Source organism: Pseudomonas sp. PSPC2-3, from assembly GCF_049898265.1.
Taxonomy (GTDB): domain Bacteria; phylum Pseudomonadota; class Gammaproteobacteria; order Pseudomonadales; family Pseudomonadaceae; genus Aquipseudomonas; species Aquipseudomonas veronii.
The window spans coordinates 66,558-78,380 of sequence record NZ_JAFCXJ010000010.1; the positions used below are offsets into that span (position 1 = coordinate 66,558).

10 protein-coding genes are annotated in these 11,823 nt (G+C 62.4%); 7 read left to right on the forward strand and 3 right to left on the reverse strand.

From position 1 onward, the window contains the following. The first annotated feature begins 10 nt into the window (after positions 1-10). Entirely contained in the window at positions 11-637 is a 627-nt protein-coding gene (locus ACP7E3_RS22815; RefSeq protein ID WP_017846825.1) for a hypothetical protein, read from the forward strand. Here the strand turns inward: ACP7E3_RS22815 and ACP7E3_RS22820 are convergent. Together ACP7E3_RS22820 and ACP7E3_RS22825 are read right to left on the reverse strand one after the other, a co-directional pair. After that, positions 634-2,208 carry an alkaline phosphatase D family protein gene (locus ACP7E3_RS22820; RefSeq protein WP_426124466.1) on the reverse strand — a complete coding sequence of 525 codons (1,575 nt, stop codon included), beginning with the start codon at positions 2,206-2,208 and terminating at the stop codon, positions 634-636. The two genes, ACP7E3_RS22815 and ACP7E3_RS22820, sit on opposite strands and share 4 nt — an antisense overlap. Then, positions 2,205-2,759 carry a GNAT family N-acetyltransferase gene (locus ACP7E3_RS22825; protein ID WP_126587875.1) on the reverse strand — a complete coding sequence of 185 codons (555 nt, stop codon included), beginning with the start codon at positions 2,757-2,759 and terminating at the stop codon, positions 2,205-2,207. Before ACP7E3_RS22825 ends, ACP7E3_RS22820 begins: the two co-directional genes overlap by 4 nt. A gap of 190 nt (positions 2,760-2,949) precedes the next feature. Here ACP7E3_RS22825 and ACP7E3_RS22830 point away from each other — a divergent pair, with 190 nt between their 5' ends. The 6 genes from ACP7E3_RS22830 (at position 2,950) to ACP7E3_RS22855 (ending at position 10,252) form a co-directional block, all read left to right on the forward strand. Next, positions 2,950-3,357 carry an ExbD/TolR family protein gene (locus tag ACP7E3_RS22830; RefSeq protein WP_005786670.1) on the forward strand — a complete coding sequence of 136 codons (408 nt, stop codon included), beginning with the start codon at positions 2,950-2,952 and terminating at the stop codon, positions 3,355-3,357. Positions 3,358-3,359: 2 nt separating this feature from the next. Beyond that, positions 3,360-4,085 (forward strand): energy transducer TonB family protein, encoded by a 726-nt coding sequence (locus tag ACP7E3_RS22835; protein ID WP_426124468.1) that lies wholly within the window; start codon positions 3,360-3,362, stop codon positions 4,083-4,085. A 24-nt stretch (positions 4,086-4,109) separates the two neighbouring features. Then, entirely contained in the window at positions 4,110-6,389 is a 2,280-nt protein-coding gene (locus tag ACP7E3_RS22840; protein ID WP_046384168.1) for a TonB-dependent receptor, read from the forward strand. A gap of 17 nt (positions 6,390-6,406) precedes the next feature. Beyond that, positions 6,407-7,054, forward strand: coding sequence for a MotA/TolQ/ExbB proton channel family protein (locus tag ACP7E3_RS22845; RefSeq protein WP_046384169.1), 648 nt, complete (start codon positions 6,407-6,409; stop codon positions 7,052-7,054). Between the two features lie 56 nt (positions 7,055-7,110). Further along, positions 7,111-8,328 (forward strand): phospholipase D-like domain-containing protein, encoded by a 1,218-nt coding sequence (locus tag ACP7E3_RS22850; RefSeq protein ID WP_046384170.1) that lies wholly within the window; start codon positions 7,111-7,113, stop codon positions 8,326-8,328. 184 nt (positions 8,329-8,512) lie between these two features. Next, positions 8,513-10,252, forward strand: coding sequence for a dipeptidase (locus ACP7E3_RS22855; RefSeq protein WP_426124471.1), 1,740 nt, complete (start codon positions 8,513-8,515; stop codon positions 10,250-10,252). Between the two features lie 53 nt (positions 10,253-10,305). Here ACP7E3_RS22855 and ACP7E3_RS22860 read toward each other — a convergent pair whose 3' ends face one another. Beyond that, a complete protein-coding gene (locus ACP7E3_RS22860) occupies positions 10,306-11,811 on the reverse strand; it encodes an acetyl-CoA hydrolase/transferase family protein (RefSeq protein ID WP_046384172.1) in 1,506 nt (501 codons plus the stop codon). Positions 11,812-11,823: the final 12 nt, after the last annotated feature.

An 11,823-nucleotide genomic window follows, 5' to 3' on the forward strand; every position in this document is an offset into this window, starting at 1 on the left:
GATGTAGACGATGACCGAGCGCCTGTTTTTCACCCACGACCACCTGACCGCCGAGCTTGAAGTGCTGAGCTGCACCGCCCACGAAGAGCAGTTTGCGGTCACGCTGCAGTCGACGATTTTCCACCCCCAGGGCGGCGGCCAGCCATTCGACACCGGCTGGCTGGGCGACAGCCGGGTGCTGCGGGTGACCCAGGAGGCGGAGCGCGTGGTGCATTACCTCGACCAGCCCGTAGAACCGGGCCCGATCAACGCACGGGTCGATGCACCACGCCGTGCCTTGCACACCCGCCTGCATTCCGCCGGACACCTGATCGGCAACGCCGGCGAGGCGTTGGGCTGGATGCCGATCAAGGCCCACCACTGGCCGGGCGAAGGCAAGATCACCTTTATCCGCGGCGAAAGCGCACAAGCCATGGAGGCCGACACGCTTCAACAACAACTCGACCACTGGATCGCCGCCGACTACCCGCGCCAGATGCGCCTGGAAGACGGCATCCGCGAAGTCGGCTTCGGCGAGTTGCCCGCGTATGCCTGTGGTGGCACGCATGTCCAGGCATTAGGCGAATTGGGCCAGGTGACGATCCTGGCCGTGTCGGAGAAAAAGGGCACGCTGTCGGTGCGCTACAGCCTGGATTAAACCGCGATCGCCCCGGCCCGCCCCGGTTCCACCACGAACGACTTGAGCGTCGACACCGTGGCGGCCGGGTCACGCGGATCGGTAATCACACGGAAGTCCGTGAGCATGCGCTGGGCAGCTAGCGTCACCGATACATACCCGCGCTGGCGGCTGTCGAAAAACTTCACATGGGGATTCTGCGGCAGCATCTGGGTGAAGGCGTCGTAAGGCGGCCCATCGGAGGTCACCGAGGTGCCGACGAACTCGGTGGCGAGCACGGGCGAGTCCGGGTTGTTGGCATCGGCATGCAAATCGGTGGCCCAGAATGAATGTATATCGCCGCCCCAGAACACCGGGTTGTTGACCTGGTGGCGCGCGATGGACGCGAGCATCCGTGAACGGTTCGCCATGTAGCCATCCCAACCATCGGTCCAATAGCCCAGCGTGTGCTGGGTCAGGTCGCGCTGCAGCAGCGGCGCCACCAGCAAGTCCTGGGCGATCACGTTCCATTGCGCTTTCGACTGGGCAAACCCCTGGTCCAGCCAGGCCTCCTGCTGCCAACCGAGCATGGTGCGAGCGGGGTCGCGCAAGTCGCTGCAGGTGTTGGCGGCGATGTGGCCCTGATGACTGCCGTTGGCCTGAATGCACGGTTGCTCGGAGCGATACTGTCGACCGTCGAGCACATGGAAACGTGCCAGGCGGCCGTAGTCCAGGCGCCGATAAACGCGCATATCCGGCCCGTTGGGCAGGCTGCTCACGCGCAGCGGCATATGCTCGTAATAGGCCTGATACGCCGCCGCCCGCTGCTTGAGAAACTGCGCCACGGCAACCTTCGGGTCCTGGGACCAGCGGCTGGCATAGTCGTTCTGCACCTCATGATCGTCCCAGGTCGCCACGCTGGGCGCCGCCGCGTGCAAGGCCTGGAGATCCGGATCGGTCTTGTACAGCGCATAGCGGTTGCGATAGTCGCTCAGGGTCAGCGCGTTGCCGCTGCCGTGGGAACGAATGACTTTTCCCGAATCTGCCGCGTAGGAATTGTCGTAGATATAGTCACCGAGGAAAAACACCAGGTCCGGCTGCTCCGCCGCCAGGTGACGATAGGCACTGAAGTACCCGCGTTCCCAGTGGGAGCACGACACGAACCCCAAGCGCGCCGTCGCCAGGGCATGCAAAGCCGGCGCGGTACGCGACTGCCCGACCGCGCTCTGCGCCCCCAGCCCTTCGAACTGATACCAATACGGCCTGCCGGCTTCCAGCCCCGCGACTTCCACATGCACGGAGTGGGCAAAGCGCTCGCTCGCCATCACCTCACCCTGCCTCACAATGCGCGTCATCCCCGCATCGCTGGCGACCCGCCAACGCACCGGCACCGCACGCGCCAACCCGCCGCGACCGTCCGCCGCATTGAACAACGGCGCCAGGCGCGTCCAGATCACGAAACCATCCGGCAACGGATCACCCGAGGCCACGCCCAACGTGAACGGATAATCGATCCCCGCACTGCGGGCAAACGGGCTGAGGATCGAAAAGGTGGTGGCCAGCGCCAGCCCGGCCAGCACCCGGCGCCGATCATGGTCAACCGCGCGACTCACGCCAGGCGCTCCCAGTCATTGCGCACGGTCGCAAACCCGAGCAAGTCCTCATACACCCCATTCTTGAGAAACGCGGCGCGCATACAGCCTTCGTACAGCAGGCCGATTTTCTCCATGACCCGCGCCGACTCCTTGTTGCGGGCAAAGCATTGGCTGCCCACTCGGTACAGGCCCAGTTCGGCGAACCCGAAGTCCATCACCGCACGCGCTGCCTCGGCGGCATAGCCCTGGTTGCGACAGTGCGCCGCCACCCATCCGCCCAGGTGCCCGTAGTGGTGACGCGCATTGAGACGCAGGCTGACGATGCCGATCAATTCGCCGGTTTCGCGCAGGTGCATGCCCAGGCTCAACAGGTTGCCGGCGCGGTATTTGTCTTGCATCCCGTCAATAAACGTCCGGGCCGTTTCCAGGGTATAGGGCGATGGAATGTTGGCCGTGTTGTCAGCAATCTTCGGCCCGTTGGCGAGGCTGGAAAGTACCGCGGCCTGCTCGCTTTCCAGCGCCCGCAACAGCAAACGCGAAGTCAACAAATGCGGCAATGACTGACTCATACAAGACGGCTCTCGGTGTAAATTTTTCGAGAATGTACCCCCGGCGTTTCAGTTTCATTACGTCGTGAAATTGACCGGAAACCGATCTGTAAGACACGTCCTAGACACGTCAAAACGTAAATTAAAGTTAACCGTTCGGTCATTTTTCGTTGTTAGCGTGTCGCCCCTAATTCAATAACGGGGTAGCGGAATGAGAACCTGGGATGAACCGAAAAAACGCAAGGCACACATCGAACTGATCCCGATGATCGACGTGATGATGTTCCTCCTGGTGTTTTTCGTACTCGTGAGTCTGAACGTGATTCCGGCACTCGGCATGAAGACTCAACTGCCCAGCGCCAGCAGTTCGCAGCAGCTCAAGCCGCAGAACAAATTCATCCTCACCCTGGGCCTGGAAGGCCAGTTGCAACTGGATGGCAAGGACCTCACGGTCGACGCTCTGGTACCGGCGCTGAAGGCGGCTGAAAAGCCGGATACCAAGTCGACGATCATCGTCAACAGCGACAAGGGCGTGGAGGTTTCGCGCCTGGTGGAGGTGATGGACACCCTGCGTCTGGGTGGCTTTACCTCCGTGTCCATCGCCACGCGTAAGTCCTGATCATGTATGTCCTGTTTCGTGCGCGTCGGCTGCTGGGCAGTGTCCCGGCCCTGATCGCCCTGGTGCTGATTGCACTGGGTATCCAGTCCCAGACGTTGAAGGTCGAACCGGTGTACGACGAGTCGGCGGTCGAGTTGGCATTGGTCGAGCCGGAGCCCGAGGTGGTGCCGCCACCCGTGGTGGAGCAAGCACCGCCACCGCCGGTGATCGAGGATGAAGAGGCCGAGCCGGCCCCTCCACCACCGCCCCCGCCACCGCCCAAGCCGGTGCCGAAACCTGAACCCAAGCCCAAGCCGGTGCCCAAGCCCGTGGTCGCCAAACCCACGCCGACGCCGCCCCCGGTGGCGGCCAAACCCGCGCCCGCGGCGGTCGCCCAGGCTGCGCCGACTCCGGCCACGCCCGCACCGCCCAAGGTCGACGGTCAGGCCCTGGAGGGCGGTTACCTCAAGGGTTTGCGTAACGAGCTGGACACTTACAAGCAATACCCCACCGGACGCCAGGCCTCCCTCGAACGCCCAAGTGGCGACGTGGTGGTCTGGCTGCTGGTGGACCGCCAGGGTCGGGTACTCGACTCCGGCGTGCAGACCCCGGCCTCGAGCATGTTGCTCAACCGGGCCGCCGCCAACAGCCTGCGGCGTATCAAGCAGGTCAAGCCGTTCCCCGAGCAAGCCTTCGGGGGGCGCAACGAGCAGCGCTTCACCGCCACCTTCAACTACAGCGTGCAATAAGCACCCGACACTAGGACGACACTGATGAGGTTCACACGGATTCATCTGGCACTCGTTGCCGCGAGCATGGGGCATGGCATGGTCATGGCCGACACCGGCGACAGCGACGTCGGCACCATCGGAGTACAAGGCAAGGCCACTGCCGGTGGCGGCTACATGGTGCAGGAAGAAAGCATCAAGGGGCGCTCCACGATAACCAAGGAAGCGCTGGATAAACAAACCGCCACCGGCAACGCCATCGACAAGCTCAAGTACACCCCGGGCCTGAACATCTCCAGCGAAGATGCCACCGGCCTGTCGGGCTTTCGCTTCACCATGCGCGGGCTTAACTCCGACCAGGTGGGAATGTCGGTGGACGGCATGCCGATCAACGACTCCGGCAACTACGCGCTGTACTCCAACCTGTTGGGCGACCCGGAAAACATCGACCAGATTTTCGTCACCCAAGGCTCGTCGGAGGCCGACGGCCCGCACATCGGTTCCAGCGGCGGCAACATCGGTATCGTGACCATTCGCCCCACCAAGGAAACCGGGGCCTTCGTCAAACAGACCATCGGCAGCAACGCCACCCGCAAGACCTTTGCCCGGCTCAACACCGGCGAGGTCAACGGCCTGAGCAACTGGCTGTCGGCGTCCCATACCGAAGGGCAGATGTGGCGCGGCTCGGGCGCCGTGCGTGCGGACAAGGTCGAGTGGAACAGCTTCTTCGACGCCGGCAACGGCAACACCGCCAACCTGATCCTCAAGTACCACGAGCAGGACAACAACAGTTACAGCCAACTGACCAAATCGCAGTTCCAGCAGAACGGCCGCAAGTTCGACCCCTACCCCGCCACACCGACGGTCGGCAGCAACGGCAAGCTCAACAGCTACTACGCCCTCGCGCAGAACCCGTTCCAGACCTTTACCGGCGTGCTCAATACCCAGTTCAAACTGGCCGACAACCTGGCCCTGTCGGTGATCCCGTATTACTTCTGGGGTAACGGCAGCGGCGTCAACTCGTCGAGCTACGCGCTGAACCGCGGCTCAAACGCAGGCGGCGTCTTCGACCTGGGCAACTTGCCCACCGCCGCGCAATACAATGCCGACGGTTCCTCGACCACCGGCGTGTACTACCGCCCCTCCCGCACCCAGACCTGGCGCCCCGGCATTACCACCAAACTGAACTGGGACCTGGGCGATCACAGCCTGCAATTCGGCTACTGGTACGAGCGCGCGCGCCAAAGCCAGACCCAACCGTTCATCGCGCTCAAGAGCAACGGCAAGCCTACCGACACCTGGCCGGACGGCACTTCCGTGGTCGATGCCAACGGCAACACCGTGCAAGGCCGCGATCGTTTCACCGTCACGCCGGCGCAGAAAGTCTGGGCCCAGGACACCTGGTACATCAACCCGGACTGGACCCTGGTGGCCGGCCTGGCCTACATGAACGTCAAGCGCGACGGCACCAACAACGGCAGCCTCACCGAGCAGCCGGAAAAACGTCACCAGACCTACAACAAGCTGCTGCCCAACGCCGGCCTCAAGTACCAGCTCGACGAACGCGACCAGTTGTTCTACAGCCTGTCGCGCAACATGCGTATCCCACAGAACTACGTGCTGTACGACAAGGGCGTGGACTCGATCAACTCCAAGCCGGAAACCAGTTGGAACCATGAGCTGGGCTGGCGCTTCACCGGCGACGACATGACCGTGGCCGCCACCTTGTTCTACATGCAGTTCAAGGATCGCCAGGTTTCGTCCAAGGACGTCAACGGCGACTTCGCCGACATCAACGCCGGATCGGTCAACAACAGCGGCCTGGAGCTGGAATGGAGCGGCCTGCTGCCCCACCACTTCAACTACTACACCTCCTACACCTATACCAAGGCCGAGCAACAGGACGACTTGACCGTGTACAACGCGGGCAAAGCCATCCTGTTGCCCACCAGCGGCAAGCAGTTCGCCAACGTGCCGAAAAACATGCTGGCCGCCAACATCGGGTATGACGACGGACGCTTCTACGGCACCTTCGGCGGCAAATACACCAGCAAGCTCTACGGTGACCTGACCAACGACGAAGCCATCTCCGGCCGCACCGTGTTCAACGCCGGCGCCGGTATCTACCTGCCGGTGGACAAGAAAGTGGTGAAGGACGCAACCCTGCGCCTGAACGTCGACAACCTGTTCGACAAGAAGTACCTGGACGGCGTGTACACCACCAAGACCAACGCGGCCAGCTACAGCGGTTTCCGCGACGGCGACCCGGCCTACATCGTTGGCCTGGAACGCACCGTGACGGTGTCCCTGGAAGCCAATTTCTAACGGCGAGGTAATCGAACATGAACATGAACCTGCTCCACGACATCACCTTCTATGTGATGTACGCCGCGATGGCCATCGCCATCTTTATCACCATCGAGCGCGGTATTTACTTCGCCTATGTGCGCCGCCAGGCCCGTGCCTTGACCGAGGTGCTGGGCGCCCACGTACACAGCGAACGTGACCTGCCGGAAAGCCTGAGCCGCCGCGACAGCCTGCCGCTGAACATGGTGATGCCGGTGCTGGCACAGAAAGCCTCGCAGGGTTCGCGCAAGGACCTGGACGATGTGATCGAAACCCAGTACCTGACCACCCGCGCCCCGCTGGCCCGCAGCCTGTGGATAATCGAAACCATCACCACCGCCGCGCCGTTGCTGGGCTTGCTCGGCACCATCCTCGGCATCATCGACACCTTCAAGGCGTTGGCCAGCGCGGGGGTGTCCGACCCTGGGCAGATTTCCGGCGGTATCGGCACCGCGTTGTTCGCGACGGGCCTGGGGATCGCCATCGCGCTGTTCTGCGTGGTGTTCCACAACTTCTTCCAGGACAGCCTGGAACGCATCAACGATCAGTTGAAGATCCTGCTGATCCGCGCTGCCACCGGGGCCCGCGTGCAAGGCGAAGTGCCGCACCTGGTGCCGACCTCGTTGCACAGCCGCACGGCATGACTGTCAGGGCGGGCGCGTGAGGCGCCCGCCCTGTCTTTTTCCCTGACGAGATGCCTATGTCCCTATCGATGAAATGCCGTATCGCTGGCCTCGCCGGCTTGCTGCTCAGTCCGCTGGCCCAGGCGGACTTTTCAATTCCGGGGTTTGAACTGGTACACACCGTGCCGCTGGACACCGACCTGGCGAGCGCCGATCTACGCCAGCCGGGCCCGGTATGGATCGAGCTGTTCGATGGCGCCAAAAGCACGATCGACATCGGCCAGTTTTATGCCGCCGACCATCCAGGCTCGGTGCTGGAGCGGGTGATCGAGCGCCTGGAAGCCGCCGGTAAACGCGGCGTGAAAATTCGTTTCCTGCTGGAGGAAAAAGGCATTCGCCTATCAGAAGCCTCCACCCTGGAACGCCTGCGCGCGATTCCCAACCTGACCTTGCGCGTGCTGCCCTACGCGCAACTGAGTGGCGGCATCATCCACGCCAAATACATGGTGGTGGATGGGCAGCAGGCGTTTGTCGGCAGCCAGAATTTCGACTGGCGGTCCCTGGAACATATCCACGAAACCGGGCTGCGCATCACCGACGCCACGGTGGTCGGCCAGGTCCAGGCGATTTTCGATCAGGACTGGCAAGCCCAGGCGGCGCTGAGCGCACACAGCCCGGTACCGCTGCCGATGGCCGGCCAGGCGCCTGCGCGCAGCGGCAATTACCTGGTGGCCAGCCCGCAACGCTACAACCCGCCCGGGGTGGGCGACTCCCAACTCGAACTGCCGCGCCTGCTCGGCGAAGCCAAGCACGAAGTGCGCGTGCAACTGCTGGACTACGCGCCGCTGTCCTACGGCCCGGATAAAACCCGGCCCTACTATGCGGTGATCGACAACGCGGTGCGTGCCGCCGCCGCACGCGGGGTGTCGATCAAGCTGATGGTGTCCAACTGGAACACCGATGCGCTGGAACTGCCCTATTTGAAAAGCCTCGCAGTGCTGCCCAACGTGCAGATCAAGATCGTCACCCTGCCCCAGGCCAAGCAAGGGTTTATCCCCTACGCACGGGTGATCCACAGCAAGACCCTGGAGATCGACGGGCAAGTGGCCTGGGTCGGCACCAGCAATTGGCTGGGCGGTTATCTGGATAATTCGCGCAACCTGGAGGTGGTCATGCGCAGCGAAGCGATGGCCAAGCGTATAGGCCAATTGCATGAGCAGTTGTGGGATGGGCCCTACGCCAAAGCACTGGACGTAACGGCCGATTACCCTGCGCCGCACCCTGGCCAACCTTGACCTGGACACGATTCAACGCCCGCGCGCACAGGGATGTACCCTTCGACGCGGGGGCGCTTGACTGAGAAATTTCCTACACCAAGGTCTGCCATTCTCAGTCCCTGTGGTGGTAGTGTGTGGAAATATTTCTGACTTAATGATCAGAAATACCCCACTCACTACCAGCAAAGGAATGCGTCCCGCCATGTACTTTCCACTCAAGCAATTGGCCGCCGCCAGCGTGTTCGCCGCGAGCCTCTCGACCTTCGTCAGCCCGGCTTTCGCCAACATCACCCCACAGCAGAGCACGGCGATTCTGAAGGAATTCAGCGCAACCTCGGTCACTGACTTCAACAGTTTCCTCGGCACCCTGGCCCAGGGCGAGCTGGGCAAAACCAGCGATACGGGGCCGGCGATCAGCGCCTTTCTCGAGCACAAACCCCTGAGCGCCGAGCAACAGAACGAAATCAATCGCCTGCTGGGCATTTATGCGCGGCTGAAATACGCCAAGGCCGCCACCGAGACCCTGCGCGAGCTGGTGGAAATTCCGACGTTCAACGTCGACGGCGTGCCGCAGTACAAAAACCCGCAATTCCTCAAGATCGCCGACAAGCTGCAGGGCCTGGCGAAAGCCTTCAACCTGAACTTCCGTAACATCGATAACCGCGTGTACGAAATCTCCCTGGAAGGCAGCGGCGATGAAGTGGTGGGCATCCACGCGCATGCGGATGTGGTGCCGGTGACGCCGGAAAACTGGGTGTTGAAAGACGGCACCCGGCTCGATCCGTTCAAGGTCACGCTGATTGGCGACCGCATGTACGGCCGCGGGACTGAAGACGACAAAAATGGCATCGTGGTGGCGATGTACGCCATGAAGGTGATCAAGGAAGAGAAGCTGCCGCTGGCGCGCACGTTCAAGCTGCTGGTGGACACCACCGAGGAAACCTCCGGCGACGCGATCCCCTATTACTTCGAACGCAACCCGACGCCGCCGTACAACCTGGCGCTGGATGGCGGCTACCCGGTGGTCATTGCCGAAAAAGGCTACGGCACGATCATGGCCACCTTCCCACGCCGCAAAGGCGAAGGCAAAGGCGCAGAGATCATCGCCATGACCGGCGGCAAGGCCACCAACCAGATTCCCTCGGCGTCGGTCGCCACGTTGCTCAGCGACAAACCCGCCGAGTTGGCGGCCAGCCTGCAAGAGGCCGGTACGCAATACGCCGAGCGCAATGGCGGTGACTTCCAGGTGAGCGCCAAGGTGGTCGGCAAACAGGTGCAGTTGACGGTCACCGGGGTCTCGGCGCATTCGTCCGAACCGGAATCCGGGGTGAACCCGGTCGCGCGCATGCTGGAGCTGATCCACAGCGTCGACGGCAAGATCGCCCTCAAGCACAACCACATCACCGACGCGGCGCGCTATGCCGCCGACAATTGGGGCCTGGATTACCTGGGCGGCAAATTGGGCGTGGGCTTCGCCGATGACTTCATGGGCCCGCTGACCACCTCGCTGACGTTCGTCGACCTCGATGACAAGAGCTTCAAGCTGGCGGTGAACCTGCGCGTGCCCAAGGGTCAGTCGCCGGAGAAACTCAAAGCGCAAATTGCCGACAAGCTCAGCGCCTGGGACAAGAAAACCAAGGTCAACGTGAACTTCACCTACTCGATCGCCGAACCGATGTACCGCAACCCGGAAGGTGAGTGGGTCAAGGCCTTGTTGGCGGTGGCCACGGAAAACCTGGGCATGAAACACGCGTTCGGCACCTCGGCCGGCGCCACCTCCGTGCATGAACTGCCCAACGGCGTGCAGTTCGGCCTGGCACGCCCGGAAGAGAAGTACACCGGGCACACCGACAATGAGTTCAAGACCGTCGAGCAGTTCCTCCTCGACCTGCAAATCGTCACCGAAATGATGGCGCGGGTCGGTCAGTTACCGCAGCTCTGAATGCGGCAGGAGCCCGCCGCAATGGCGGGCTTGTTTCAGTTGGCGCAGACACCCTAGACGCCGACGGCGGCCGCCTGCATCGAACCGGTTTCCTGCAGGTTGATGTGCCAGCTCAAGGCCTTGCTCAACACATGCGGCGTATGCCCACCTTTGGCGCACGCGGCCTTGAAGTAGCTGCGCAACGCCTCGCGATAATCCGGATGCACGCAGTGGTTGATGATCAACTCGGCCCGTTCTTTCGGCGCCAGGCCGCGCAGGTCGGCCAGCCCTTGCTCAGTCACCAGGATATCGACGTCATGCTCGGTGTGGTCGACATGGCTGACCATCGGCACCACGCGGGAAATCGCACCGTCCTTGGCGATCGACTTGGTCACGAAAATCGACAGCAGCGCGTTGCGGGCGAAATCTCCCGAACCGCCGATGCCATTCATGATCTGCGTGCCACAAACGTGGGTGGAATTGACGTTTCCGTACAGGTCAAACTCCAGCGCGGTGTTGATGGCAATCACACCTAAGCGTCGAATCACTTCCGGGTGATTGGAGATTTCCTGGGGCCGCAACACCAGGCGGTCGGCGTATTTTCCCAGGTTGCCGAACACCCGCTGGCCGCAGGGGCCGGACAAGGTAATCGAACAGCCGGAGGCAAACTTCAGCTTGCCCGCGTCGAGCAATTCGAAGGTCGAATCCTGCAACACCTCCGAGTACTGCACCAGGTCGGTGAACGGCGCATCGATCAGCCCGCACATGACGGCGTTGGCAATGGAGCCGACGCCGACTTGCAACGGCGCCAGGCTTCTGCCCAAGCGTTTGTGCTCCACTTCCTGCTCGAAAAAAGCCACCAGATGGTCGGCAATCGCCTGGGTCTCATGATCGGGCGGCAGCATCGGAATCGCAGATTCCGGCGTGTCGCAGAGCACGATGGCGACGATCTTGGCAGGGTCAATTTCGATGGCCTGGGTGCCGATGCGATCATCCGCGCGGATGACCGGAATCGGCCCGCGGCCAGGGCGCCCGTGGGGCAGGAAAATATCATGCATCCCTTCGAAATAGGGGCTGCTGGCCAGGTTCAGCTCAACGATGACCTGCCGTGCCGTCTGGGCGAAACTGGCCGAATTGCCGACCGAAGACGTCGGCACGATATGGCCCTGCTCAGTGATCGCCACCGCTTCAATCACCGCAATATCCGGATTGGGCAGGCTGCCGTCACGCAGTTGTTCGACCACTTCGCTCAGGTGCTGGTCGATAAACACCACACGGCCTTCGTTGATCGCCTTGCGCAGCACCGGGTCGCCTTGAAACGGCATGCGCCGCGCCAGCAGCCCGGCCTCGGCCATCTGCCCGTCCAGGCCACGACCGAGGCTCGCGCCGGTGATCAGGTTGATCTTGAGCGGATCCTGCCGCGCTCGTTCGATGAGCGCCAGCGGCACGGCCTTGGCGTCCCCTGCGCCACCGAAACCACTCATGCCCACGGTCATGCCGTCTTGAATGAACGCGGCGGCCTGCGCCGCGCTCATGATTTTTTCGTGCAAGGAATCCAGGCGGATGCGCTGGTGATGCATGGGGTGAACCTC

Bases quoted from the DNA above. Each gene is read 5' to 3' on its own strand.
- ACP7E3_RS22835 (WP_426124468.1), top strand. From the start codon at position 3,360: ATGTATGTCCTGTTTCGTGCGCGTCGGCTGCTGGGCAGTGTCCCGGCC.
- ACP7E3_RS22830 (WP_005786670.1), top strand. From the start codon at position 2,950: ATGAGAACCTGGGATGAACCGAAAAAACGCAAGGCACACATCGAACTG.
- ACP7E3_RS22850 (WP_046384170.1), top strand. From the start codon at position 7,111: ATGTCCCTATCGATGAAATGCCGTATCGCTGGCCTCGCCGGCTTGCTG.
- ACP7E3_RS22845 (WP_046384169.1), top strand. From the start codon at position 6,407: ATGAACATGAACCTGCTCCACGACATCACCTTCTATGTGATGTACGCC.
- ACP7E3_RS22840 (WP_046384168.1), top strand. From the start codon at position 4,110: ATGAGGTTCACACGGATTCATCTGGCACTCGTTGCCGCGAGCATGGGG.
- ACP7E3_RS22860 (WP_046384172.1), bottom strand. From the start codon at position 11,811: ATGCATCACCAGCGCATCCGCCTGGATTCCTTGCACGAAAAAATCATG.
- ACP7E3_RS22855 (WP_426124471.1), top strand. From the start codon at position 8,513: ATGTACTTTCCACTCAAGCAATTGGCCGCCGCCAGCGTGTTCGCCGCG.
- ACP7E3_RS22825 (WP_126587875.1), bottom strand. From the start codon at position 2,759: ATGAGTCAGTCATTGCCGCATTTGTTGACTTCGCGTTTGCTGTTGCGG.
- ACP7E3_RS22815 (WP_017846825.1), top strand. From the start codon at position 11: ATGACCGAGCGCCTGTTTTTCACCCACGACCACCTGACCGCCGAGCTT.